This window comes from Sinorhizobium glycinis (assembly GCF_001651865.1).
Taxonomy (GTDB): Bacteria; Pseudomonadota; Alphaproteobacteria; order Rhizobiales; family Rhizobiaceae; genus Sinorhizobium; species Sinorhizobium glycinis.
Genome location: NZ_LPUX01000053.1, coordinates 83427 through 109979 on the forward strand (window position 1 = coordinate 83427; position 26553 = coordinate 109979).

Annotated in this window: 21 protein-coding genes; 14 read left to right on the forward strand and 7 right to left on the reverse strand. The window is 62.8% G+C overall.

Annotation, left to right across the window (positions count from 1 at the left end; genetic code table 11):
• Positions 1-21: 21 nt before the first annotated feature.
• The 10 genes from AU381_RS05360 to rpmG all read left to right on the forward strand — a co-directional run bounded on the left by AU381_RS05360 (position 22) and on the right by rpmG (position 11982).
• Positions 22-963 carry an aspartate carbamoyltransferase catalytic subunit gene (locus tag AU381_RS05360; protein WP_064240748.1) on the forward strand — a complete coding sequence of 314 codons (942 nt, stop codon included), beginning with the start codon at positions 22-24 and terminating at the stop codon, positions 961-963.
• Positions 960-2252 carry a dihydroorotase gene (locus AU381_RS05365; protein WP_064240749.1) on the forward strand — a complete coding sequence of 431 codons (1293 nt, stop codon included), beginning with the start codon at positions 960-962 and terminating at the stop codon, positions 2250-2252. The genes AU381_RS05360 and AU381_RS05365 overlap by 4 nt, the downstream gene beginning before the upstream one ends.
• A 28-nt stretch (positions 2253-2280) precedes the next feature.
• On the forward strand, positions 2281-2892 hold the full coding sequence (gene plsY / locus AU381_RS05370; protein WP_064240750.1) for a glycerol-3-phosphate 1-O-acyltransferase PlsY: 612 nt from the start codon (positions 2281-2283) through the stop codon (positions 2890-2892).
• Complete coding sequence (gene dprA, locus AU381_RS05375) at positions 2892-4052, forward strand: DNA-processing protein DprA (protein ID WP_064240751.1); 1161 nt, start codon at positions 2892-2894, stop codon at positions 4050-4052. Before plsY ends, dprA begins: the two co-directional genes overlap by 1 nt.
• 228 nt (positions 4053-4280) lie before the next feature.
• Positions 4281-6941 (forward strand): type I DNA topoisomerase, encoded by a 2661-nt coding sequence (gene topA, locus AU381_RS05380; RefSeq protein ID WP_064241822.1) that lies wholly within the window; start codon positions 4281-4283, stop codon positions 6939-6941.
• A gap of 2 nt (positions 6942-6943) precedes the next feature.
• A complete protein-coding gene (gene rnr / locus AU381_RS05385) occupies positions 6944-9313 on the forward strand; it encodes a ribonuclease R (protein ID WP_064240752.1) in 2370 nt (789 codons plus the stop codon).
• Between the two features lie 41 nt (positions 9314-9354).
• On the forward strand, positions 9355-9810 hold the full coding sequence (locus AU381_RS05390) for a DUF983 domain-containing protein (RefSeq protein WP_064240753.1): 456 nt from the start codon (positions 9355-9357) through the stop codon (positions 9808-9810).
• Entirely contained in the window at positions 9807-10523 is a 717-nt protein-coding gene (locus AU381_RS05395; protein ID WP_064240754.1) for an NUDIX hydrolase, read from the forward strand. The genes AU381_RS05390 and AU381_RS05395 overlap by 4 nt, the downstream gene beginning before the upstream one ends.
• 11 nt (positions 10524-10534) lie before the next feature.
• Positions 10535-11719 carry an MFS transporter gene (locus tag AU381_RS05400; protein ID WP_064240755.1) on the forward strand — a complete coding sequence of 395 codons (1185 nt, stop codon included), beginning with the start codon at positions 10535-10537 and terminating at the stop codon, positions 11717-11719.
• Positions 11720-11814: 95 nt separating this feature from the next.
• The gene (gene rpmG, locus AU381_RS05405) at positions 11815-11982 is read left to right on the forward strand and encodes a 50S ribosomal protein L33 (protein WP_012707650.1); all 168 of its coding nucleotides are present in this window, start codon (positions 11815-11817) and stop codon (positions 11980-11982) included.
• A gap of 572 nt (positions 11983-12554) precedes the next feature.
• On the opposite strand, the gene AU381_RS05410 is transcribed toward rpmG, so the two are convergent.
• Positions 12555-13922, reverse strand: a complete 1368-nt coding sequence (locus tag AU381_RS05410) for a PleD family two-component system response regulator (RefSeq protein WP_064240756.1) — start codon at positions 13920-13922, stop codon at positions 12555-12557.
• A 17-nt stretch (positions 13923-13939) separates the two neighbouring features.
• Positions 13940-14311 carry a response regulator gene (locus AU381_RS05415; RefSeq protein ID WP_003537642.1) on the reverse strand — a complete coding sequence of 124 codons (372 nt, stop codon included), beginning with the start codon at positions 14309-14311 and terminating at the stop codon, positions 13940-13942.
• Positions 14312-14467: 156 nt separating this feature from the next.
• Here AU381_RS05415 and AU381_RS05420 point away from each other — a divergent pair, with 156 nt between their 5' ends.
• The 3 genes from AU381_RS05420 to AU381_RS05430 all read left to right on the forward strand — a co-directional run bounded on the left by AU381_RS05420 (position 14468) and on the right by AU381_RS05430 (position 17604).
• Positions 14468-14740 (forward strand): DUF3572 domain-containing protein, encoded by a 273-nt coding sequence (locus tag AU381_RS05420; RefSeq protein WP_064240757.1) that lies wholly within the window; start codon positions 14468-14470, stop codon positions 14738-14740.
• Positions 14741-14910: 170 nt separating this feature from the next.
• Complete coding sequence (locus AU381_RS05425) at positions 14911-16200, forward strand: DNA polymerase IV (RefSeq protein WP_064240758.1); 1290 nt, start codon at positions 14911-14913, stop codon at positions 16198-16200.
• A 174-nt stretch (positions 16201-16374) separates the two neighbouring features.
• A complete protein-coding gene (locus tag AU381_RS05430) occupies positions 16375-17604 on the forward strand; it encodes a L,D-transpeptidase family protein (protein WP_064240759.1) in 1230 nt (409 codons plus the stop codon).
• 23 nt (positions 17605-17627) lie between these two features.
• Here AU381_RS05430 and dnaE read toward each other — a convergent pair whose 3' ends face one another.
• Positions 17628-21122 carry a DNA polymerase III subunit alpha gene (dnaE, locus tag AU381_RS05435; RefSeq protein WP_064240760.1) on the reverse strand — a complete coding sequence of 1165 codons (3495 nt, stop codon included), beginning with the start codon at positions 21120-21122 and terminating at the stop codon, positions 17628-17630.
• Between the two features lie 527 nt (positions 21123-21649).
• On the opposite strand from dnaE, the gene AU381_RS05440 reads away from it, so the two are divergent.
• Positions 21650-22117, forward strand: coding sequence for a DUF5680 domain-containing protein (locus AU381_RS05440; RefSeq protein WP_064240761.1), 468 nt, complete (start codon positions 21650-21652; stop codon positions 22115-22117).
• A 13-nt stretch (positions 22118-22130) separates the two neighbouring features.
• Here the strand turns inward: AU381_RS05440 and AU381_RS05445 are convergent, their stop codons facing one another.
• The 4 genes from AU381_RS05445 to AU381_RS05460 form a co-directional block, all read right to left on the reverse strand.
• Positions 22131-22817: an ABC transporter ATP-binding protein gene (locus AU381_RS05445; RefSeq protein ID WP_064240762.1), complete on the reverse strand. Its 687-nt coding sequence runs from the start codon at positions 22815-22817 to the stop codon at positions 22131-22133.
• Positions 22818-22834: 17 nt separating this feature from the next.
• A complete protein-coding gene (locus tag AU381_RS05450) occupies positions 22835-24145 on the reverse strand; it encodes a lipoprotein-releasing ABC transporter permease subunit (protein WP_064240763.1) in 1311 nt (436 codons plus the stop codon).
• 16 nt (positions 24146-24161) lie between these two features.
• Positions 24162-25490: a proline--tRNA ligase gene (proS, locus tag AU381_RS05455; protein WP_064240764.1), complete on the reverse strand. Its 1329-nt coding sequence runs from the start codon at positions 25488-25490 to the stop codon at positions 24162-24164.
• Between the two features lie 698 nt (positions 25491-26188).
• Positions 26189-26458, reverse strand: a complete 270-nt coding sequence (locus tag AU381_RS05460; protein WP_064240765.1) for a DUF1467 family protein — start codon at positions 26456-26458, stop codon at positions 26189-26191.
• Positions 26459-26553 lie beyond the last annotated feature (95 nt).

Below are 26553 nucleotides of genomic sequence, written 5' to 3' on the forward strand. Positions count from 1 at the left end.
TCCAGTATGCAAGGGCGGCTCATGATCACTTTCCCGCATCGCCACCTGCTTGGCATCAAGGGGCTGACCGAACAGGACATCACGCTCCTGCTCGATCGCGCCGACGAAGCCGTGAAGATCTCCCGGCAGAGGGAGAAGAAGACCTCTTCGCTGCGTGGCCTGACGCAGATCAACCTCTTCTTCGAAGCATCGACCCGCACGCAATCCTCCTTCGAACTGGCTGGCAAGCGCCTCGGCGCCGACGTCATGAACATGTCGGTCGGCAATTCTTCGGTGAAGAAGGGCGAGACGCTGATCGACACGGCGATGACGCTGAATGCGATGCACCCGGACGTGCTCGTCGTGCGCCACGCGTCGGCCGGCGCGGCAGCCCTGCTCGCGCAGAAGGTCTCCTGCTCCGTCGTCAATGCCGGCGACGGCCAGCACGAGCATCCGACCCAGGCGCTTCTCGACGCGCTGACGATCCGCCGCGCCAAGGGAAAATTGTCGCGGATCATCGTGGCGATCTGCGGCGACGTCCTGCATTCGCGCGTTGCCCGCTCCAATATCCTGCTTCTCAACCAGATGGGCGCCCGCGTCCGCGTCGTCGCGCCGGCGACCTTGCTCCCCGCCGGCATCGAGCAGATGGGCGTCGAGGTCTATCGCTCCATGGCGGAAGGCCTGAAGGATGCGGATGTGGTGATGATGCTGCGGCTCCAGCGCGAGCGGATGGCCGGCTCCTTCGTTCCATCGGTGCGCGAATACTTCCACTATTACGGGCTCGACGCGGAAAAGCTGAAGGCCGCAAAGGACGATGCGCTCGTCATGCATCCCGGACCGATGAACCGCGGAGTCGAGATCGCGTCCGAGATCGCCGACGGACCGCAAAGCGTCATCGAACAGCAGGTCGAGATGGGCGTCGCCGTGCGCATGGCGGTGATGGAAACGCTTCTTCTTTCTCAGAACCAGGGGCCGCGCCTATGACCAGACCGCTCGTTCTTGCGAACCTGCGCATCGTCGACCCTTCGCGAAACCTCGACGAGATCGGCACAATCGTCGTCGGGAGTGACGGTCGGATCCTTGCGGCCGGAAAGGACGCCCAAAACCAGGGCGCCCCGGCAGGCGCCTTCGTCAAGGATTGCGCCGGTCTCGTCGCCGTGCCCGGCCTCGTGGACGCCCGCGTCTTCGTCGGCGAACCGGGCAGCGAATATCGCGAAACGATCGAATCCGCCTCGCGTGCGGCAGCAACCGGCGGCGTCACGTCCTTTATCTCCATGCCCGACACCAATCCGGTGATCGACGAGATCGCCCTCGTCGAATTCGTGCAGAAGACCGCCCGCGACAAGGCGCTCGTCAACGTCTATCCGGCCGCAGCGCTCACCAAGGGCCTGCTCGGTTTGGAAATGAGCGAGCTCGGACTGCTCCGGGATGCGGGGGCAGTCTGCTTCACCAACGGCCGGCAACCGGTCCACGACACGCTCGTGCTCCGCCGCGCGATGACCTATGCGCGCGAGTTCGATGCAGTCGTTGCGCTGGAGACCCGCGACAAATATCTCGGCGCCAACGGCGTCATGAACGAAGGCCTGCTGGCAAGCTGGCTCGGACTTCCCGGCATTCCGCGCGAGGCAGAAATCATTCCGCTCGAGCGCGACCTGCGCATCGCCGCACTGACGAAGGCCGCCTATCATGCGGCCGAAATCTCCGTCCCCGAATCGGCGGACGCCGTGCATTCGGCCCGAGAGCGCGGGGCAAACGTCACCTGCGGCATCTCGATCAACCATCTGACGCTGAACGAGAACGACATTGGCGAATACCGGACCTTCTTCAAGCTGACGCCGCCGCTGCGCGGCGAAGATGACCGGGTCGCGATGGTCGAGGCGCTTGCCTCGGGCAAGATCGACATCATCGTCTCCTCGCATGACCCGCAGGGCGCAGATACCAAGCGCCTGCCCTTCGCGGACGCAGCGGACGGCGCGATCGGGCTGGAAACCCTGGCGGCGGCTGCACTTCGGCTCCACCACAGCGGCCAGGTCCCGCTGATGCGGCTCGTCGATGCGCTCTCGACGCGGCCTGCCTCGATCTTCGGCCTGGAAGCGGGCACGCTGAAACCCGGCGCCAAGGCGGACATCACCGTACTCGATCTTGACGAACCCTGGGTCCTTTACGAAAAAGAACTGGTTTCCCGCTCGAAGAACACGCCGTTCGAAAATGCGCGCTTTACCGGCCGGGTCGTGCAAACCTATGTTGGCGGCAAGCTCGTCCATTCATTGTGAGCCGAAGCACTTAGGCGGGGAGGAACCGGTGGATCTGTTTTCCTGGCAGTTGGCGCTGCCTGCAACGATTTTGTGCCTCGTCTTCGGCTATCTGCTGGGCTCTATACCGTTCGGCCTGATCCTCACCCGCATGGCGGGGCTCGGCGACGTCCGCAAGATCGGCTCCGGCAATATCGGCGCGACGAACGTGCTGAGAACCGGCAACAAGAAGCTCGCGGCCGCCACGCTGCTGCTCGATGCGCTGAAGGGCACGGCAGCGGCCGCGATCGCGTCTCTCTGGGGCGTTGAAGCCGGCATTGCCGCTGGTCTCGCCGCCTTTCTCGGACATCTCTTCCCCGTCTGGCTCTCCTTCAAGGGCGGCAAGGGCGTCGCCACCTATATCGGCGTCCTGCTTGGCCTGGCGCCGCTGATGGTGCCCGCCTTCGCAGCGATCTGGCTCGCCGCGGCGAAGATCACCCGCTACTCCTCACTGTCGGCACTCATTGCCACCGCCGTCATGCCGATTGCCCTCTACGCGACCGGATATGGGAAAGTCGCCCTGCTCTTCGCCCTGATGACGGTGATCACCTGGATCAAGCACCGCGCCAATATCCAGCGACTCTTGAGCGGCACGGAAAGCCGGATCGGAGAAAAGGGATAATGCCGATCGGCGGCGCTCGACGTAACGGAACCGCGCTGACGGAACGGCAGAGGATCGCCTGGCTGCGGCTGATCCGCAGCGACAATGTCGGTCCGGCCACCTTCCGGGATCTCGTCAATCACTTCGGCTCAGCAGAGGCGGCGCTCGAGGCCTTGCCGGACCTGTCGCGCCGCGGCGGCGCGGACCGACAGTTTCGCATCGCCTCGGTGGCGGATGCGGAGCGTGAGCTCGAGGCGGCGCACCGGTTCGGCGCAGTGTTCGTCGGCATCGGCGAACCCGACTACCCGGCGGCGCTGAAAGAGATCGACGGCGCCCCTCCGCTCCTTGCGATGAAGGGCAACCCCCAGGCGGCAAGCCGCCCCTCGCTCGGCATCGTCGGCTCGCGCAACGCCTCGGCCAGCGGCGCGAAATTCGCCGCGATGATCGCCCGCGATGCCGGCGCCGCCGGCTACGTCATCACCTCGGGTCTTGCCCGCGGCATCGACACCGCCGCGCATCGCGCCAGCCTCGGAACCGGTACAATCGCCGCTCTCGCCGGCGGCCTCGACCGACCCTACCCGCCGGAGAATATCGGTCTCCTGCAGGAGATCACCGCCGGCGAAGGATTGGCGATCAGTGAAATGCCCTTCGGCTGGGAGCCGCGCGCCCGCGACTTTCCGCGAAGGAACCGCCTGGTTGCCGGCACCAGTCTCGGCGTCGCCATTGTCGAGGCGGCCAGCCGTTCGGGGTCGCTCATCACCGCCCGCTACGCGGCCGATTTCGGCCGGCTCGTCTTTGCCGTACCGGGCTCACCGCTCGACCCGCGCTGTCACGGCACGAACGACCTCCTGAAACAGGGGGCGATCCTCACCACTTCCCCTGCCGATGTGCTCGAGGGATTGGCGCCCCTGAGCCGCGACGATCTCTTCTCACGCCTGAATGCCCGGGAACCGGCGGTCGAACCAGTCTCCTCTGGGCCGCCGGCAACGGCGACGCTCGGCGAAGGCGGCCGCGCGCTTGTCGTCGAAGCGCTCGGCCCGACCCCGGTCGAGATCGACGATGTCATTCGCCACACCGGACTTGCCGCCTCCGAGGTCCACCTCGTCCTCCTCGAACTCGATCTCGCCGGCCAGCTCTGCCGCCACGGGGCCAATCTCGTATCCCTCGCTCCTGCGCAATAGGGCGCGAAAATGCAGATGTACACCGCCTCGCAACACGCGCAGAAATCGAAAAACGAACCACCAGGAGTTGCGGCAAATCGAATGTTGCGGTTTGGTTGCGATCTGTCGGGATGTCGCTATTTTCGTGAAGCCCCTTGACCGCGCCCGAATCCCTGTCCATTTCGTGGCCACAATAAAGGCCGCGCAACGCCTGCGCCTTGCCAGAAGAGATTGTCTCAGAGAATGACGATGAATGTTGTAGTGGTGGAGTCGCCTTCCAAGGCCAAGACGATCAACAAGTATCTCGGCCCCGGCTACAAGGTACTTGCTTCGTTTGGCCACGTGCGGGACCTGCCGGCCAAGGACGGCTCGGTTCGCCCGGACGAAGACTTCGAAATGTCGTGGGAAGTCGACGGCGCCTCCGCCAAGCGGATGAAGGACATTGCCGACGCCGTGAAGTCGTCGGACGGATTGATCCTCGCAACCGACCCGGACCGTGAGGGTGAGGCGATCTCCTGGCATGTGCTCGATCTGCTCAAGAAGAAGAAGGTCATCGGCGACAAGCCGGTCCGGCGCGTCGTCTTCAATGCCATCACCAAGAAGGCCGTGCTCGATGCGATGGCGGAGCCGCGCGACATCGACATCTCGTTGGTCGACGCCTATCTCGCCCGCCGCGCGCTCGATTACCTCGTCGGCTTCAACCTGTCGCCGGTGCTTTGGCGCAAGCTGCCGGGCGCGCGGTCGGCCGGCCGCGTTCAATCGGTGGCGCTGCGCCTCGTCTGCGACCGCGAGGCGGAGATCGAACGGTTCGTCACCGAAGAATACTGGAACATCTCGGCACTCCTGAAGACGCCACGTGGCGACGAGTTCGAAGCAAGGCTCGTCTCGGCCGACGGCAAGCGGCTGCAGGCGAAGTCGATCGGCAACGGCGACGAGGCCAATCGGCTGAAGGCCCTGCTCGACGGCGCGAGCTATGTGGTCGAAAGCGTCGAGGCGAAGCCCGTCAAGCGAAACCCGGGTCCGCCCTTCACAACCTCGACGTTGCAGCAGGCCGCCTCCTCCAAGCTCGGCTTCTCGGCGTCTCGCACCATGCAGGTGGCGCAGAAGCTCTACGAGGGCGTCGACGTCGGAGGAGAAACCGTCGGCCTCATCACCTATATGCGTACCGACGGCGTGCAGATGGCGCCGGAAGCGATCGACGCCGCCCGCCGGGCGATCGGCAGCCAGTTCGGCCCCCGCTACCTGCCGGAAAAGCCGCGCTTCTATTCGACCAAGGCGAAGAACGCCCAGGAAGCCCACGAAGCGATCCGCCCGACGGACTTCAACCGCACCCCCGATCAGGTGCGCCGCTTCCTCGACGGCGACATGCTGAAGCTCTACGACCTGATCTGGAAGCGCGGCATCGCCAGCCAGATGGCATCGGCCGAGATCGAACGGACGACGGCGGAGATCGCCGCCGACAATGGCGGCAAGAAGGCCGGCCTCAGGGCCACCGGCTCCGTCATCCGCTTCGACGGCTTCATCGCCGCCTATACCGACATGAAGGAAGACGGCGAGCAGGCGGACGACGGCGACGAGGACGGTCGGCTGCCTGAGATCAATGCGCGTGAAAATCTCGCCAAGCAGAAGATCAACGCCACCCAGCACTTCACCGAACCGCCGCCGCGCTATTCGGAAGCGACACTGATCAAGAAGATGGAAGAACTCGGCATCGGGCGCCCCTCGACCTATGCCGCGACGATCAGCACCCTCGTCGACCGCGATTATGTGACGATCGACAAGCGCAAGCTGATTCCGCAGGCAAAGGGCCGGCTGGTGACGGCTTTCCTCGAGAGCTTCTTCACGCGCTATGTCGAGTATGATTTCACCGCATCCCTGGAAGAGAAGCTCGACCAGATTTCCGCCGGCGAGCTCAACTGGAAAGACGTCCTGCGCGAGTTCTGGAAGGATTTCTTCTCGCAGATCGAGGACACCAAGGAACTGCGCGTCACCAACGTGCTCGATGCGCTCAATGAGGAACTGGCGCCGCTCGTTTTCCCGAATCGGGAAGACGGAGGCGATCCGCGCACCTGCCAGGTTTGCGGTACCGGCAAGCTCTCGCTGAAGCTCGGCAAATACGGCGCCTTCGTCGGCTGCTCCAATTATCCCGAGTGCAACTACACGCGCCAGCTGTCGTCCGAAGGCAACGGCGAGGCGGAAGCGGCCGTGTCGAACGAGCCGCAGAGCCTCGGCAAGGATCCGCACACCGGCGAGGAAATCACCCTGCGGAGCGGTCGCTTCGGACCCTATGTCCAGCGCGGCGACGGCAAGGATGCCAAACGTGCGAGCCTGCCCAAGGGCTGGACGCCGGCGACGATCGACCACGAAAAGGCGGTCGCGCTTCTGTCGTTGCCGCGCGACATCGGCAGGCACCCGGAAACCGGCAAGATGATTTCGACCGGCATCGGCCGCTACGGCCCGTTCGTGCTGCATGACGGCACCTATGCCAATCTGGAATCCGTCGAGGACGTCTTCTCGATCGGCCTCAATCGCGCCGTTTCGGCACTCGCCGACAAGCAGTCCAAAGGTGCAGGCGGCGGCCGCGGACGCACCGCCGCAGCCGCCCTCAAGGAACTCGGGGAACATCCGGACGGCGGCGCGATTACGGTGCGCGACGGGCGCTTCGGCCCCTATGTCAACTGGGGCAAGGTGAATGCGACCCTGCCGAAGGGCAAGGATCCGCAGGCCGTGACCGTCGATGAAGCGCTCGCCCTCATTGCCGAACGCGCGGCGAAGGGTGGCGTATCGAAGGGCAAAGCGAGCAAGGGCAGATCCGCGGCGGCGGCGAAGAGCACGGCGGCGAAAACCGAGAAGCCCAAGACCGCCGCGAAGGCGAAGAGCAAGACGGCCGCGAAGGCCAAGAAGGACTGACCTTGAGCAGAATTCCGCGCGATCCGACCGAACGGCCCGCAAGAGGTGCCGGCAAGAAGCAGTTGCGCGCGGCCCAGGCGGCGGCGCCCGCCCAAAAGGAACCGATCATCCACGGCGCCGTTCCGCCGCGCGACGTGCTGATGCGCTTCATCGCCGAGAACCCGCAGCAGGCCTCGAAGCGCGAGATCGCTAAGGCGTTCGGCCTCAAGGGCGAGGCTCGCGTCGAACTCAAGGCGCTGCTCCGCTCGCTGGAAGAGGACGGGCTGGTCGAGAAGAAGCGCAAGTCGCTCGTTCGCCCCGGCGCCCTGCCGCCCGTCACCGTTCTCGACATCACCATCCGCGATATCGACGGCGAATTGATCGGCCGCCCGGCCGAATGGCTGGACGCCGACGGCGTCGCGCCGGCCGTGCTCATCCGCCAGTCGGCCGGCGGAAAGGCGAAGGGCAAGGCGCCCGTCGCCGGTCTCGGGGATCGGGTTCTTGCCAAGATCTTCCCTGCCAAGGAGAGGGGCGGACCCGCCTATACGGCGCGCATCATCAAGGTTCTCGACAAGCGCAAGGACGCCGTGCTCGGCGTGTTCCGCTCGACCCCGGGCGGCGGCGGGCGGCTGCTGCCGATCGACAAGCGCGGCGAGGAAGTCCTCGTCGATCCGGATTTCACCGCCGATGCCAAGGACGGCGACCTCGTCGAAGTGCATCTCGCCCGCCTCGGGCGCTACGGCCTGCCGCGCGCCCAAGTGCAGAACGTCATCGGTTCCGTCGCCTCCGAAAAGGCGATCTCGATGATTGCCATTCATGCGCATGGCATTCCGCATGTGTTTCCGGAACGCGTGCTGCAGGAGGCCGACGCGGCGCAGGCGGTAACGATGGCGCACCGCGAGGATTGGCGCTCGCTGCCGCTCATCACCATCGACCCGGCCGACGCCAAGGACCACGACGACGCCGTCCATGCCGAACCGGATCCCTCCCCGGACAATCCCGGCGGTTTCATCGTTACTGTCGCGATCGCCGACGTCTCCTGGTATGTCCGGCCGAAATCGGCTCTCGACCTCGAAGCGTTGAAGCGCGGCAATTCGGTCTATTTCCCCGATCGTGTCGTGCCGATGCTGCCCGAGCGCATCTCCAACGATCTCTGCTCGCTCAAGGAGGGCGTCGACCGACCGGCACTGGCGGTACGGATGCGTTTCTCGAAGGAGGGCCGCAAGGCAGGCCATACGTTCCACCGCATCATGATGCGCAGCGCTGCCAAGCTTTCCTATCAACAGGCCCAGGCGGCGATCGACGGGTCGCCGGACGACAAGACCGGGCCGATCCTGGAACCGATCCTGAAGCCGCTGTGGGAGGGCTACCGCATCCTCAGCCGCGGGCGGGAACGGCGCCAGCCTCTCGAACTCGACGTGCCCGAACGCAAGATCATCCTGAAGCCGGACGGAACGGTCGACCGGGTCTTCGTGCCGGAACGCCTAGACGCCCACAAGCTGATCGAGGAAATGATGATACAGGCCAACGTCGCCGCGGCGGAGACCTTGGAGCAGAAACGACAGGTACTGATCTACCGCGTCCACGACCAGCCGTCGCTCGCCAAGCAGGAAACTCTGCGTGAGTTCCTGCAGACACTGGACATCTCGCTCGCCAAGGGCGGCAATATGCGAGCCAACCACTTCAATGGCGTTCTCGCCCGCGCCGACGGCAAGCCCTACGAGACCATGGTCAACGAGATGGTGCTCAGGTCGCAAAGCCAGGCAATCTACAGCCCGGAAAACATCGGCCATTTCGGCCTCAACCTGATGCGCTATGCCCACTTCACCTCGCCGATCCGGCGCTATGCCGACCTGGTCGTGCACCGGGCGCTGGTGAGCTCGCTTGGCCTTGGCGAGGGCGGCCTGACGCCTCAGGAAGAGGGGGTGCTCGACGATATCGCCGCGGAAATCTCCACCTTCGAGCGGCGCGCAATGGCTGCCGAACGCGATACGGTCGACCGGCTGATTGCCCATCACTTGAGCGGACGCGTCGGCGAGGAGTTCGACGGGCGCGTCTCGGGCGTGATCAAGGCGGGACTTTTTGTCACCCTCCCCGCCTATGGCGCCGACGGCTTCATCCCTATATCTACGCTCGGGCGAGACTATTTCATCTATGATGAAGCGCATCAGGCCCTTTCCGGCGAAAAGACCGGACTTGGCTATGGTCTCGGCGATCCTGTCCGCGTCAAGCTCGCCGAAGCCGTGCCGCTCGCCGGTGCGCTCCGCTTCGAGATGCTGAGCGAAGGGCGAAAGATGCCGACGGCAATGCGCTCCTTCCACAAGTCCGGCCGCCGCGATCGGGTGAACGCAGGCAAGCGGCCGGGAACACGGCCCCCGCGCGGCAGGCGCTGACGGCCAGCGGCCGGTAAGGTCCTCGTTCGACAAGGATTGGAATGAAGGCAATGGCAACGGAGAAGCTCCAGCTGGGTGGGGAGCAGCAGGAGGAGCGGCCAGTCGGCCGGTCAATGAAGCGCGGCTTTCTGGGCAAATGTCCCGCCTGCGGCCAAGGCCGGCTGTTTCGAGGCTTCGTCAAATCGGTGGATGCCTGCGCCGCCTGCGGCGAACGGATGGACCATCATCGCGCCGACGACTTTCCACCCTATATCGTCGTGACGATCGTCGGTCATCTGGTCCTCGGCGGATACATGATGACGGATCTGGTCCTGCCGCTCTCCACCTGGCAGCACCTGGCGGTCTGGGCGCCGGTGACTCTCGTCAGCGCACTCGTCCTGATGCAGCCGGTCAAAGGCGCGGTCATCGGGCTGCAATGGGCTCTGAAAATGCACGGCTTCGGCGGGCACGAAGACCGGCCGGAAGATATTCTCCCACCGCGGGATCCGTCGGCATGAGGCCGGATCGTGGCAGCGGCGGCCCCGCTCAATCGCAGGCCGGGGCACCCAGGCATCAGCCGCTCAGGCCGCGTGACGCGGCGTCGATCATGCTGCTCGACCGCTCCGGCAAGCGCGTGCGCGTGTTGATGGGAAAGCGCCACAGCGCCCATGCCTTCATGCCGGACCTCTATGTCTTTCCGGGCGGCCGCCGCGACCCGACGGACCATCGGCTGGGGTTTTCCGGCGATCTCAATCCCACGGTGCTGCGCGCCCTGAAGGCAAGCGAGGGGCGCCCGATCAGCGACGGGCGCGCCCGGGCGCTGGCGCTCGCGGCAGCGCGAGAACTCTTCGAAGAGGCGGGAGTCTGCCTCGGCACGGAACACCACCGGTCACGCGCTCCCCTTCCCTTTCTTCCCGATCTCACAAACTTGCGCTATATGGCTCGGGCCATCACGCCGCCGGGACAATCGAGGCGGTTCGATACGCGCTTCTTTGCGGTCTTCGCGGATGAGGTGGAGATCGATCCGTCCAAAGTCCTGGAAAGCCGGGAGCTTCAGGATTTGCAATGGATCGATGTCAACGACTTCTCGTCTCTACAAGTGCCGGAGATCACCGCAATCATCCTTTCGGATCTGAGAAGCGGCCTCGAATCGGATCCCTCGCTTCCTCCTGAACGGGCGATACCGTTCTACTTCACGCGCCGCGGGCGCTTTCTTCGCACGCTTCTCTAGGGATCTGTCGAATGTCGAAGCCGCCGTCCGGCACATCTGCGCCGGTTGACGAAATCCACTGGCCTTCGCTGGCCGCGGCGCTTGCGTCGATCACCGCCGTCGGCATTGCGATGGGCCTGGGGCTTCCGCTGCTGAGCATCATCATGGAGAAGCGCGGCATCGCGCCTACGCTGAACGGGCTGAATGCTGCAATGGCCGGCATCGCATCGATGGCCGCCGCTCCGTTCACGATGAAGTTCGCCCATCGTCACGGCGTCGCACCGACCATGCTGCTGGCAATCGTGGTTGCAGCGGCAAGCGCGCTCGGCTTCTACTACATCACCAATTTCTGGCTTTGGTTTCCGCTCAGAATCGTCTTCCACGGTGCGATCACGGTCCTCTTCATCCTCTCGGAATTCTGGATCAATGCCACTGCGCCGCCCAATAGGCGCGGCTTCGTGCTCGGCATCTACGGCACCGTACTCTCGCTCGGTTTCGCGAGCGGCCCTTTGCTCTTTTCGATCCTGGGCAGCGAGGGCGTCCTGCCCTTCACTGTGGGCGCGGGCGTCATCCTGCTGTCCGCGATCCCGATCTTTCTGGCGCGCAACGAAAGCCCGGTACTCGATGAGAAGCCGAAGCGCCACTTCATGCGTTATGTCTTGCTCGTGCCGACCGCCACCGCTGCCGTCTTTATTTTCGGCGCGGTGGAATATGGTGGCCTCTCCCTGTTTCCGATTTTCGGGACACGGGCCGGCTTCACCGAATCGCAGGCGGCCCTGCTGTTGACGGTCATGGGAATCGGCAATTTCATCTTCCAGATCCCGCTCGGCATGCTTTCCGATCATGTGAAGGACCGTCGGACGATCTTGTCGGCGCTGACATTGATCGGCCTCGTCGGCGCGCTGTTCCTGCCTATGCTGGTCGAAAGCTGGTTTCTAATGGCGCTCGTCTTGTTGTTCTGGGGCGGCTGTGTCTCCGGCCTCTATACCGTCGGCCTCAGCCACCTCGGCTCGCGGCTGCAAGGCGCCGATCTTGCGGCCGCCAATGCCGCCTTCGTCTTCTCCTATGCGGTCGGCACCGTGGCGGGACCGCAGGTGATCGGAGCCGCGATGGATGTGACCGGGAACGATGGATTTGCCTGGGCGATCGCCGCCTTCTTCGGTCTTTATGTCGTGCTTTCCCTGGTCCGTATCGTTTTGAAGCCAAAACGGCCTTGACTTTTCGACCGCGATTTGTAGTTTCGCGCCAACCTTGACCGTGGCCCGCAACCGGTTGTCCACGGCTTTCATCTTTCTACAAAGGCAGGACGACCATGGCGAAAGCTACCACCATCAAGATCAAGCTGCTGTCGACGGCCGACACGGGTTATTTCTACGTCACGACCAAGAACAGCCGCACGATGACGGAAAAGATGACGAAGACGAAGTACGATCCGGTCGTCAAGAAGCACGTTGAATTCAAGGAAACGAAGATCAAGTAAGATCACGTTTCGATTTCGATCGACGAGCGCCGGCCGCAAGGTTCGGCGCTTTTCTTTGGCGCGTTCTGCCGGTTGCGGCGGTTCTTTTTGGCTATGTCTTCAGGGACACGCGCGCGCATTAGACCGGAAACGAAAAACGCCGCCTCTTGTCGAAGCGGCGTCTCGAAAGGGGGTCGGCTGGCTCCGACTGCGGCACGAGGAATCCGCGGGTGTCGGAATCCAGCCGACCGACCCCACGACCCAGGAGATGCGGCGGACCTGAGCATCATGGGGTAACCGATCGATCGTGGAAGTCTCACTTCCTTAATATCAGCATTGCTTGAAAATAAAAAAAAATCAACGAATTCTTAATCGCCGAAGCGGGTTGCTCGGCGTTTGGTTAATTCTGTCTCGTATTCGGACAAATCCGAACTCGCCGCTCTTTGGAAATGCTTGCCCCAGCACCAGCGACGCGGCAAAAGATACAACTTATAAGTAAGTTCGCAAGCTGAGTTTGGGCGTATGCTCCAGCCTCCTCCTACGCCCAATGGCGAAGTCCGAGACAGCCGGCGAGCGTCGCTTGCCAATTCGGCTTACGCGGCCGCCGCGACGACCCGGTTACGCCCGTTGTTCTTGGCTTGGTACAACGCCGTGTCGGCGCGCTTCAGCAGCGCCTCGGGCGTATCATCCTGCGGGCGCAACGTGGCTATCCCGAGGGATGCCGTGACGCTGAGGACCGTGCCTCCGTGCGAAATGCCAAAGGCGCGTCCCTCAATCATCAAGCGAAGCCGCTCGGCAACGATCGCCGCCATCTCGGGGGTCGTGTCCGGCATGACGATCACGAACTCCTCGCCGCCGAACCGGCATGCGAGATCGGCGCCGCGTACCGTCGCGCGTACACGGTTCGCAAATTCACGCAGAACTTCGTCACCCGCATCATGCCCATAGGTGTCGTTCACCAGCTTGAAGCGATCGATATCGGTGATGCAGATCGAAAGCGGCCGGCCGCGGGCGCTCGCGCGATCGATCAGGAGCTTCAGATGGCCATCGAGATAGCGGCGATTGTGGAGGCCGGTGAGGTCGTCGGTGATCGCCAGTTCGATCGTGTGCTGGACACTGGCGCGCAGCCGGTCATTGCAGTGCTTGCGGCGGACCTGCGTCAGGGAGCGCGCCACCAGCTCGTTGGGATCGACCGGACGCATGATGTAGTCCGTCACGCCAAGCTCAAGCGCACGAACGATCATCTCTTCGCTCCCCTGCTCGGTCACGAGCAGGATCGGTATGAAGCGCGTCCTCTCGAGTGAACGCAGTTGCGAGCAGAGGCGCAGCGGGTCGTAGTCGTCGAAATTCGCGTTGACGATCACCAGATCGAAGCTGTTCTCCGCCGCTTCGAAGAGGGCGGCCTGGGGATCGGCGATGACCGAGACTTCGGCAATCGGCTTCAAGGCGCGCAGGAGCCGCTCCTGCGAGGAGGCACGACCGTCGACGAGGAGCACGTTGCCGGGCTCGTCGGGGCGGTCGGCGCGCGCAAGCTCCTGTAGGCCGATCGTGTGCGCCGTCTGCGCCCTGAGGCGCAACTCGTCGCTGACGTTCTTCAGCCGAACAAGGCTCTTCACCCGGGACATCAGCTGGAGATCGTTGACCGGCTTGGTGAGGAAATCGTCTGCACCGGCCTTTAGCCCGCGCACCCGATCCGAGGGTTGGTCGAGCGCCGTCACCATGACCACCGGAATATGGGCGGTCCGGCTGTTTGCCTTCAGCCTCTCGCAGACCTCGAAGCCGTCCATGTCTGGCATCATGATGTCGAGGAGCACAAGGTCGACCGATGTGTTCTCACAGATCGCCAATGCGGAGCGTCCGTCACCGGCCGTCAAGACGTCGAAATACTCGGCGACCAACCGCGCCTCAAGCAGCTTCACATTGGCTGGTATGTCATCGACGACGAGGATGCGCGCAGTCATAGAAAGTTTCCCGGCACTCAGGCATCGCCCAGGTAAGTCTTGATCGTTTCAATGAATTTGGGAACGGAAATAGGTTTGGAAACATAGGCTTCGCACCCGCCCTGGCGAATGCGCTCCTCGTCGCCCTTCATGGCGAAAGCGGTTACGGCGATAACCGGAATGACGTGGAGCTCGTCGTCTTCCTTGAGCCATTTCGTCACTTCCAGGCCGGACACCTCCGGCAGCTGAATGTCCATGAGAATGAGGTCGGGCCGGTGCTTGCGGGCAAGTTCGAGCGCTTCCATGCCGTTGCGCGTCTGGATCGTCGCATAACCAGAAGCCTCAATCAGGTCGCGGAAGAGCTTCATGTTCAGCTCGTTATCCTCAACAATCATCACCTGTTTGGGCATGTCGATCCCTTGTTGTCTGTCGCCGCCTTGCAAGTCCCCTGAAGAGATATAAGCTTCACAAACGGTGACTCGACCCACTTCCTCGGCCGCAAGACTAACGATATTTGGTTGAAAAAGAGGTAACTCCGGACGCCATATGAGAAGAGGTTCAACAGCATGAAGAGCCCTGACGAAACGGCGATTGCGATCCTCGGCTGGCTTGCCGGCGAACCAGAACTCCTGTCGCGTTTCCTGGCGCTGACCGGCACCGAGCCCGCTTCGTTGCGCAAGGCTATCGGGGAGCCGGGCTTCATGGGCGGGCTCGTCGCGTTTCTGATGGACCACGAGCCGACATTGATCGCCTTCTGCACGGCGACCCAGACCGCTCCGGAGGAGGTCGTCGGGGCGCACCAGGCATTTTCCGGTCCGGGGAACTTCGAGGACGTCTGAGCTTTTCCATCATCCGGCCCCTTCGGCCCAGACAGCTTCCCAAAATCCGGCCAGAGCTCCCCTGTCACCGGCGCAAATTGCAGGGCGATATCCACTATGGCCTCCGATCGCCGCCTTGAGACTCACCAGCCTAGAGCGTAAAGTCGCCGCGTTCAACATTTGTTCCGGCCATGCCCAGCGCTGCACCGTTTTCCGGCTTCTGCCGAGACTGCCTCAAGGAACTGGCCGCGCCGGCGCGACGCTGCGTGGCCTGCGGCAGTCCGCGGCTTCTCAGCCATTCCGAGCTCTATCGGCTGACCCTGGCCCATATCGACTGCGACGCCTTCTATGCCTCGATCGAGAAGCGCGACAATCCGGAACTTGCCGACAAGCCGGTGATCATCGGCGGCGGCAAGCGCGGCGTCGTCTCGACGGCCTGCTACATCGCCCGTATCCACGGCGTCCGCTCTGCGATGCCGATGTTCAAGGCGCTCGAAGCCTGCCCGCAGGCCGTGGTGATCAAGCCGGACATGGAGAAATATGTGCGCGTCGGACGCGAGGTCAGGGCGATGATGCTCGAACTGACGCCGCTCGTGCAGCCGCTGTCGATCGACGAGGCTTTCCTGGACCTGAACGGCACCGAGCGGCTGCATCATGATCCCCCTGCCCGAACGCTGGCGCGCTTCGCGAGGCGGATCGAGACCGAGGTGGGCATCACCGTCTCCGTCGGGCTCTCCTACTGCAAGTTCCTCGCCAAGGTCGCCTCCGATCTGCAGAAGCCGCGCGGCTTCTCCGTCATCGGCCAGGCCGAGGCGGTCGACTTCCTGAAGGAGCGCCCCGTCACGCTGATCTGGGGCGTCGGCAAGGCCTTCGCCACGACGCTCGAGCGGGACGGCATCCGCACGATCGGTCAATTGCAGACGATGGAGGAAGCAGATCTCATGCGCCGCTACGGCTCGATGGGGCAAAGGCTCTATCGCCTGTCGCGCGGCCAGGACGAGCGAATCGTCGAGACCGATGGCGAGGCGAAGAGCGTATCCTCGGAGACGACCTTCAACGACGACCTGTCGCGCCCGGAAGAGCTCGTTCCGCATCTCAGGCGCCTAAGCGAGCAGGTCGCCCTGCGGTTGCGCAAGTCGGAGCTTGCCGGGCACACCGTCGTCCTGAAACTCAAGACCGCAGACTTCAAGCTGCGCACGCGCAACCGGAGGCTCGAAAGCCCGACCCGCCTCGCCGACCGCATCTTTCGCGTAGGCCTCCAGCTGCTCGAAAAGGAAGTTGACGGCACGAAATACCGGCTGATCGGCATCGGCGTCAGCGATCTCGCCCACCCCGATCTCGCCGACCCGCCGGATCTCGTCGATCCTATCGCCACCAGAAGGGCCGCCGCCGAAGAGGCGATCAACAAGCTGCACGACAAATTCGGCAAGACCAGCGTTGAAACGGGCTACACCTTCGGCCATCGCCGACGCGATCAATAGGGCGTGAACTCGCCCGGTCACCGGCGCGGCTCCCTGCGTTTCAATTCGTTAAATATTGAACAGTATCCTCGCTCAACAGGTTCGGCGTGCCCGAACCGGGCGCGCACGGCAAAGCGCCGGATTGGAAGCACTACGACGGTTGATTGCGCTTAATGGTCGGATTGAGGGTTTGTATTGCATATCACTCTCAGGATAGGACTGGCCGTTCTCATCGTATCGGCGCCGTCCGCCTTTGCGGCCGGCACGAAGGCGCCCCTGCAGATCGTCGTATCGAGACAGCAGCAATCGCTCGTCGTCTATGACGGCGACACCGTCGTCGCCACGTCCAATGTCTCTACCGGCAAGCGCGGCCACACGACGCCGACGGGGATTTTTTCGATTCTCGAGAAACGCCGCCATCACAAATCCAACATCTATTCGAATGCGCCGATGCCGTTCATGCAGCGGCTCACCTGGTCCGGCATCGCACTGCATGGATCGAACCACGTGCCGGACTATCCGGCCTCGCATGGCTGCGTGCGCCTCCCGAGCAAATTTGCCGCCGGACTCTTCAAGATGACTGAACGCGGCATCCATGTGGTGATCTCCGACCGCCAGGTGACGCCTGTCGAGATCGTGAGCACCATGCTGTTTCAGCCGAATCAGTCGCGCCCACCGCAGCCGCCGATGTCGGACGTACCCCTCCGGCCCGCCCTCAGCCAGCTCGAGGGAGGTTCCGTCGAGGTCGCCATGACGGACAGTCGCCCCGCGCCATGGCTGCTCGATGACGACCGGGCGCCCGTTCGAATCCTGATCACCCGGCGCGGCATGATGGAAACATTGCGCGATCTCCAGATGCTTTTGACCGCGCTCGGCCACGACGCGGGCAATCCGGACGGCCACAGTGGGCCCATGACGCTTGCCGCGATCCGCTCCTTCCAAACGGCCGAGGGGCTGCCGGTGGACGGCCAGGTGACCCGGAAGCTGGTCGAGGCGGTCTATCGCAAGGCTGGCCGGGCCGTGCCGCCGAACGGCGTTCTTCGCATCCGCCGCCAGTTTCAACCGCTCCTCGAGGCGGGTATCACGATCGAGAGACCTGAGTTCGCGCTCGGCACACATTTCCTACAGTTCCAGGATACAGAGGCGGCAACCGGGCAAGGCAAATGGTTCGGCATGTCGCTGGACAACGCGCTCTCAAAGGCCACGAAACATCGGCTGGGCATCACTGTCGACGCCGATCCCATGGAGTTCAACGCCCTTCAACGAGCCCTGAATCGCATTAGGGTGCCCGACGAGGTGCGCCAAAGCATCGCCGGCCTTCTGGCCGATGGGTCCTCACTTTCAATCTCCGACACCGACACGGGACTGGAGACCGGCGAAGGGACCGACTTCATCACCATCACGCGTCCGGTAACCGGCGGCTGACGATCACTCGCCGAGGCCGTCTCCTATACGAGCTCGACGTCCACCACACCCGGCGCGGAGCGAAGAGCTGCGGCAATCTCCGGCGAGATCCGATATTTCTCGCTGAGCTCGACCTCGATCTCCCGCTGACCATTGTCCTTGATGACGATGAACGAGACGAGGCCGTCTCCCTTGGCGTTCAGATGCGAGGCAATGGATCGCAAGGGGCCCGAATCGCGCACATAGACGCGCAGCGCCTTCTGCATCTGCAGCGATTCCTCTTCGAGCGACCGTAGAGTCTGGATACGCAGGCCGATGCCCTCCGGCCGCTCCTCCGCTTCGACGGTCATCACCAGCGATTTGCCGGGTTCGAGCAGGTCGCGATACTGGTGCAGCATCTCCGAAAAGAGCACCGCCTCGAACTGGCCAGAGGCGTCGGAGAAGGCGACGATGCCCATCTTGTTGCCGGTGCGCGTCTTGCGCTCCTGCTTCGACGTCACGGTGCCTGCGAGCTTACCCCTTCCCGCACCTTTTTTGACCGCTGCGGCAAAGTCGGCGAAATTCTGAACGCGCAGCTTCTCCAGCAGCTTGTTGTAGGTATCGAGCGGATGAGCGGAAAGGTAGAAGCCGAGCACCTGGAACTCCCGGTGAAGCTTCTCCGAGGCGAGCCAGGGCGTATAGGCCGGCAGGGCGATCTTCTCAGGCCCCGTCGCGGCTCCGGCGCCGAACATGTCGCTCTGGCCGCTCAGCTTGTTTTCCTGGGCGCGCTGCGCGAAGCCGAGGATCCGGTCGAGCCCGCCGATCAGTTCGGCCCGGTCGTATCCGAAGCAGTCGAAGGCGCCGGCGGCGATGAGACTTTCGAAGACACGCCGGTTCAAGAGCTTCGGGTCGATCCGTAGGCAGAAGTCCTCGAGGCTCGCGAAGGGACGGTCGCCGCGGACGGCGACGATGTGGTCGACGGCGGATTCACCGACGCCCTTGATGGCGGCAAGCGAGTAGTAGATGCGGTTATCGCCGGTCTCGAAAGGACGGAACGAGCTCTGCACCGAGGGTGCGATCACCTGAATGCCGAGGCGCATCGCGTCCTGGCGGAAGTCGTTGATCTTCTCCGTGTTCGACATGTCGAGCGTCATCGACGCCGCCAGGAACTCGACCGGGTAATGCGCCTTCATATAGGCGGTCTGGTAGGAGACGATGGCGTAGGCCGCCGCGTGCGACTTGTTGAAGCCGTAGTTGGCGAATTTGGCGAGCAGATCGAAGATCAGGTCCGCCTGCGGCTTCGAGACCCCATTGCCGACCGCGCCTTCGACGAAGCGGGCACGCTGCTTGTCCATCTCCTCCTTGATCTTCTTGCCCATGGCGCGGCGCAAGAGATCCGCCTCGCCGAGCGAATAGCCCGAGAGCACCTGGGCGATCTGCATCACCTGCTCCTGATAGACGATAACGCCTTGCGTTTCCTTGAGCAGGTAGTCGATTTTCGGGTGGATCGATTCGATCTCTTCCTCGCCATGCTTGCGGGCGTTGTAGACCGGGATATTTTCCATCGGGCCCGGCCGGTAGAGCGCGACCAGCGCGATGATGTCCTCGATGCAGTCGGGCCGCATGCCGATCAGCGCCTTGCGCATGCCGGCGCTTTCCACCTGGAACACCCCGACGGTCTCGCCGCGCGAAAGAATCTCGTAAGTCTTCGGATCGTCGAGCGGGATGCTTGCGAGATCCACTTCGATGCCGCGCTTGGCGACGAAGTCGACCGCCGTCTTCAGCACCGTCAGCGTCTTCAGGCCGAGGAAGTCGAACTTGACGAGCCCGGCCTGCTCGACCCATTTCATGTTGAACTGGGTGACCGGCATGTCGGAGCGCGGATCGCGGTACATCGGCACCAGCTGCGACAGCGGCCGGTCGCCGATGACGATGCCCGCCGCATGCGTCGACGCGTGACGATAGAGACCCTCGATCTTCTGCGCGATGTCGAGAAGCCGGCCGACGACGGGCTCCTTTTCCGCCTCCTCCTGCAGGCGCGGTTCCTCCTCGATCGCCTTCGAAAGCGGCGTCGGATTGGCCGGATTGTTCGGCACCAGCTTGCAGATCTTGTCGACCTGGCCATAGGGCATTTCGAGCACGCGGCCGACGTCGCGCAGCGCGGCGCGTGCCTGCAGCGATCCGAAGGTGATGATCTGAGCCACCTGCTCGCGCCCATATTTCTGCTGCACGTAGCGGATCACCTCTTCGCGGCGGTCCTGGCAGAAATCGATGTCGAAGTCCGGCATCGAGACGCGCTCCGGATTGAGGAAGCGCTCGAAGAGCAACGAGAAGCGCATCGGATCGACGTCGGTGATCGTCAGCGCATAGGCGACCAGCGAGCCGGCACCCGAGCCGCGACCCGGCCCGACGGGAATGTCGTGCTGCTTCGCCCACTTTATGAAGTCCGCAACGATCAAAAAGTAACCCGGGAACTTCATTCGCTCGATGACGCCGAGCTCGAAGGCAAGGCGCTCGCGATAGTCTTCTTCCTTGTAGCCCGGCGCCATGCCGAGCTTGGCGAGCCGCAGTTCCAGCCCCTCCTCCGCCTGACGACGAAGCTCAGCGGACTCGGCGCGCTCGGCCTCCACAGGATCGTCCGAAACACCGGTGAAGCGCGGCAGGATCGGTCCGCGGGTCTTCAGCATGAAGGAGCAGCGGCGCGCGATCTCGACGGTATTTTCCAGCGCCTCCGGCAGATCGGCGAAAAGCGCCGCCATCTCCTTGCGGCTCTTCAGATAATGATCCGACGTCAGCCGGAAGCGGCGATCGTCGGAAACGACGGCATTGTGGGCAACGGCCATCAGCGCGTCATGCGCATCATAGTCAGCCGGCGATGGAAAGAAGGCCTCGTTCGTCGCAACGAGCGGAATGTCGTGGCGATAGGCAAGGTCGACCAGACGGCTCTCATGGCGTCGATCGTAACTGCCGTGGCGCTGCAGTTCGACATAAAGGCGATTGCCGAACAGCTCGTTCAGCGCCTTGAGGCGCCCTTCGGCAAGGGCGGGCGAGCCCGCCATCAGCGCAAGGTCGACCGGGCCGCCGCCGGCACCGGACAAGGCGATCAGACCATCCGTGCCGCCCGCGGCGAGCCAGGAGCGCGTTATCCGCGCTGCCTGATGACCTTCGCCTTCGAGATAAGCGCGGCTGACCAGGTCGACGAGGCGGGTGTAGCCTTCGTCGGTCGCCGCAATCAGGACAATCGAAGGCAGCTTGGCTAGCTGCTGCGCGTGGCTGCGTCGCTCCCCCTCCGCCTCGTCCTCCATGTCGATGGACAGCTGACATCCGATGATCGGTTGCAATCCGTCGTCTGCCGCCTTCTGGGAAAACTCCAGCGCGGCGAACAGATTGTTGGTATCGGCAATGCCGATGGCCGGCTGATCGTCGGCCACCGCCTTGGCGATGATCTTCTTCAGCGGCAGCGCGCCTTCCAGCAGCGAATAGGCCGAATGCACGCGCAGGTGAACGAATTGCGGATCCACGCCGCCCGAGCCCTGGTTGATGCTTTCGTCGCCTGCCATTGCCGCACTCCGATTCCTGTCTGGTGCGGAGGATATCCCGTTTCCCGCCCCGACTGTCCAGCCTTACCGCGAGGCCCTGCCCCCTTTTTGCCCGGCCGCGCTTGGCAGGACGGATTTGCAGCGGGCGGCGATCACATGCCGAGTGCGATCATCGAAATGCTTGCGATGAAAAGGGTCATCGAGGCGAAGGCAGCGAGATCACGGACGAAATCAGTCATAACATGGCTCCTTTCGGCTATTGTTCTATCTTTGTTCCATTTATGTTCGATAGTCAAGCAAGCGTGAATGAAACGCCCGTTATTCATCGGCTATGGTTAATGCAACCGAGGCGGTCAACTCAAAGCGAGACGCCTTCCGAAGACCAGCAACAGGCTTATTGAACTGCAGAGCGCGCGGGCTACGCCCACTCTCATGAACTCGGTTCTTCACGGAGCCCAACGCGGCCGCGAAGAGGATGCATGTTCTCTTTTTGTTCTTTACAGCCGGCATTTGCTGCGGCATCCTCCGCGAAAGACGGAGGAGCGTGCATGATCAGCATCGAGGAACTGACCGACTTTATCGTCGAGGCGAAGGCGAAGACCTATATTGGCGATGGCTCAAGACTGCCGGCCTGCCGAACCGGTTCCCACGATCTCGGCCATCACCGCGGCTCCTGGCGCTACCTCGACAGCTATTTCGGCGGGACCGATTTCGCCGGCCAGGAAGCGGTCTGGCATGACGGCACACCGTGCTGGGCCATGAATTACTTCGGCCGAATCATCCGTCCGGAACTTATCAATGCGCGGCGGGCGGGCGCCGTCATCAAGGCGGCACTGCAGACGATGTATCGCGAAAAGCGCCATTTCCTCGGCGGCATGGAATATCAGCACGCCTATGGCTGCTATGTCGACAGCAGCCGCGGCGGAACCGATCATTTCTCCGGACGCGAGACCATTTTCGTCGATGGGGAAGAAGCCTATGAGCTCGATTATCGCGGCGGGCTGATCGTTCCGTGAGCTTCCTTCCGGCCTATCTCAGTTCGACGACCTTGCCGTCCTCGATCGTCACGCAGCGATCCATAAGCGCCGCGAGCTCGTGATTGTGGGTGGCGATCAGCGCCGCCAGCCCGGACTGACGTGCTAGAGCTTCCATCGCCTCGAAGACATAACCGGCGGTCTCCGGATCGAGATTGCCGGTGGGCTCGTCGGCCAGCAGAATGAGCGGTGCGTTGGCTACCGCCCGCGCTATCGCCACCCGCTGCTGCTCGCCGCCGGAAAGTTCAGCCGGACGGTGCGCGGCACGGTGTCCGATGCGCATATAGTCCAGCAGCGCCCTCGCCCGCTCGGCCGCTTCCGCCTTTGACAAGCCGGCGATCAGCTGCGGCATCATGATGTTCTCGAGCGCCGAGAATTCCGGCAGCAGGTGATGAAACTGGTAGACGAAGCCGATCTCGTTCCGGCGTATCGCCGTGCGCCGGTCGTCGCTGAGGCCGTTGCATGGCATGCCGTTGACGATCACGTCGCCCGTGTCCGGATGTTCGAGCAGCCCGGCGACATGAAGCAGTGTCGATTTCCCCGTGCCAGAGGGTGCGACCAGGGCAATCGTTTCGCCGCTCCGCAAGGTCAGATCGACACCCTTGAGGATCGGAAGATAGGTATCTCCCTCGCCATAATGTCGCTCTACGCCGGAGAGCTGCAGTGCCACGCGCGCATTCATCTACGTTTTTGTCCTTGTTATTCGTACCGCAGGGCCTGCACCGGATCGAGGCGTGAGGCGCGCCAGGCCGGAAAAATCGTCGCCAGGAAGGAAAGCGCGAGCGCCATGATGATGACGGAGATGGTCTCGTCGGCGTTCATATCGGCTGGCAGCTGGCTCAGGAAGTAAAGCTCCGGATCGAAGAGCGTCGCCCCGGATACCCAGGAGAAGAACTGCCGGATCGACTCGATGTTGAAGCAGACGACGACGCCGAGGATGACACCGGCGATCGTTCCTGCGACGCCGATGGCCGCGCCCGTCATGAAGAAGATACGCATCACCGAACCGGAGGTCGCACCCATCGTTCGCAGGATTGCAATGTCGCTGCCCTTGTCCTTCACCAGCATGATCAGGCCCGAGACGATGTTGAGCGCCGCGACAAGCACGATCAGCGTCAGGATCATGAACATCACATTGCGCTCCACCTCGAGCGCCGAGAAGAAGGTTCTGTTGCGGTCGCGCCAGTCGGTCAGATAGACCTGCCGGCCGGCGGCGTCCTCGATCGGCTTGCGCAAGGCGTCGACGGTGTCCGGCTGCTCGACGAAGAGCTCGATCGACTGGACGAGGCCCTCGGCGTTGAAATAAAGCTGCGCCTCCTCGAGCGGCATGAAGACGATCGTCGCGTCGTACTCCGACATTCCCATCTCGAAGATCGCCGAAACCGTATAGGCCTTGACGCGCGGATTCATGCCGAGCGGCGTGACGTCTCCGTTCGGCGAGGTGAGCGTGATCGTGCCGCCGACGCGAATTCCCAATTGCTCGGCCATGCGCGAACCGATGGCGACGCCGGCACCTGAGGCAAAACCCACGAGATCGCCGGATTGAATATGCTCCGAGATCGATTTGAGCTTCATGAGGTCTTCGGAGCGAATGCCGCGAACCAGGGCACCTGTCGAGGCATCGCCAACGCCTTGAGCGAGCACCTGCCCTTCCACCATCGGGATCGCCATCGTCACTCCCGGCACGGCCGAGAATTTGGTGGCGAGTTCCGCATAGTTGGTGAGCGGCCCATCGAGCGGCTGGACGATCACATGGCCGTTCATGCCGAGAATGCGCGATATGAGCTCGGTGCGGAATCCGTTCATTACTGCCATGACGATGATCAGCGTCGCCACGCCGAGCATGATGCCTATAAAGGAGAAGCCGGCGATGACGGAGATGAAGGCTTCCTTCCGCCGCGAGCGCAGGTAGCGCCAGGCAACCATGCGCTCGAAGGCGGAGAAGGGACGGCTCAACGACTTGCCGGATGGCGCGGCAACCTGCACTTGCTCTTCCGTCGCCGCGGTCATTGTCGTCCCTTGCCTCTTATCTTGTCGCAACCAGCTTGTTGATCGCGGCTTCCACCGTCATCGTCTCGCGCGCGCCGGTCTTGCGGTCCTTCACCTCGACTTCGCCATTGGCGATCGAGCGCGGCCCGACGATGATCTGCACCGGAACGCCGATGAGATCGGCGGTCGCGAACTTGGCACCGGCGCGATCGTCCGTGTCGTCCAGGAGAACGTCGAATCCGGCCTTGTCGAGGTCGGAGTAGAGCGTGCCGCAAGCCGCATCGCAAGCGGCGTCGCCCGTTTTCATGTTGATGACGACCGCGTCGAACGGGGCCACCGACTTCGGCCAGATGATGCCGTTCTCGTCATGCGACGCCTCGATGATCGCCGGCACCAGCCGTGTGGGGCCGATGCCATAGGAGCCCATATGCACGATGTGCTCCTTGCCGTCGGGTCCAAGCACCTTGGCGCCCATTGCCTCCGAGTATTTCGTGCCGAAATAGAAGATATGGCCGACCTCGATGCCGCGCGCCGACAGCCGCTCGCCCTCAGAAATCGCGTCGAAGGCGGCCTCGTCATGCATCTCCGAGGTCGCGGCGTAGCGGGACGTCCACTTGTCGAAGATCGCCTTCAGTCCGGCGACATCGTCGAAATTCGTGTCCTTGCCCGGAATGTCGAAGCCGAGGAAATCCTTGTGGCAGAACACCTCCGACTCGCCGGTATCGGCGAGGATGATGAATTCATGGCTGAGGTTGCCGCCGATCGGACCTGTGTCGGCTCGCATCGGAATGGCGCGCAGGCCCATGCGGTCGAAGGTGCGCAGATAGGCGGCGAACATCTTGTTATAGGCATGCTCCGCGCCTTCACGATCGAGGTCGAAGGAATAGGCGTCCTTCATCAGGAACTCGCGGGAACGCATGGTGCCGAAACGCGGGCGGATCTCGTCACGGAACTTGAGCTGGATATGGTAGAGGTTGAGCGGCAGGTTGCGATAGGACTTCACGGAGGAGCGGAAGATGTCGGTGATCATCTCCTCGTTGGTCGGGCCGTAGAGCATCGGCCGATCCTGCCGGTCTTTGATGCGCAGCATTTCCTTGCCGTAGGCATCGTAGCGGCCGCTCTCCTGCCACAACTCCGCCGATTGCAGGGTCGGCATCAAGAGCTCGACCGCGCCGGAGCGGTTCTGTTCCTCGCGAATGATCGCATTGACCTTGTCGAGCACGCGCTTGCCGAGCGGCAACCAGCTGTAGATGCCGGCCGACTGCTGGCGGATCATGCCGGTCCTCAGCATCAGCCGATGGGAAACGATTTCCGCTTCCTTCGGGTTTTCCTTCAAGATGGGCATGAAATAGCGGGACAGGCGCATGACGGGTTCCGGAACTGGTGACTCTCGCACTATCGGTGGATTCGGGCGAAATGACGTTGTGCTGCGACAACCGCCCTCGCCCTGGGACAGGGCAAAGGTGGAAATTGCCGTATGAAATCTGGCTCTTGAATTCCCAGGGCGCAGCCGATGGGAAGCCTTCGAGTTCAGCGTTCATAGCCGCTTCGCGCGCGGAAGAAAACCCTGCCTCATCGGGAAGAGAGCACGCCAGACGTGATGCTCCGGCGGAAATACGCTTGAGCCCTGCGTCAAAAGAGCACGGTAGTAACAGGGCAAGGACCGTTCCTGTCAACCGGAATTTTTTGCCGAACTGTAGCAAAAATGCAAAAAAAACTGATGACATAGCCCAATGTTTGAGCTAGTTTCGGCTCACAAAACAGGCAAGAAGACCAAATTCTTGCCGAATTTCGCGGTCAAGTCTTGGGAGGATAAGATCTTAGGCGCGCTCGTTCGCTGCCGCCGGTAACGGTTGAAAGATCACGCGAAACTTGAAAACAAGGCTTTGGCCTTGTTTTTTTTTGCTTTTCTTCCCGAGATCGAAGCGAAGCAGCGGCGAAAGATGTCAATTCGTTGACTGTCAAGAGGCTCGGATCGGAGCCGTGTCGCAGAGCCTCCATCGAAAGCCCCCTTCACCTTGCGGCACGTTTCTTGCGTGTGGGAATTTTCGACGCCGTGAGCGATCAGGCTTCAGGACCGATGAAGCCGAATATCGCATCAAGATCATAGCCGAACTTAACGGACAGGACATACCAACCGAGATGGATCAGGGCGGCGACGACCGTTGTCATCAGGACCACCCGCAGCCCATGAAAGCGCGCCGGAGCACTCTCGACGCTGCCGGGAACGACGTCGTTCTCCTCGGCCTGGGTCTTCACACCGAACGGCAGCACGGTGAAAAGCGTGAGCCACCAGATGATGAAAAAGACGGCAAAGGTCGAAAAGGCGGACATTCAGGTCCCCTGAAGGAAGGCTTGTTCAGACGGCCCTTTGGCAAGCAGCCCTGCACCTTGTCTTGCACGGATCACAGGGGCTTCCAAAAGAAGCT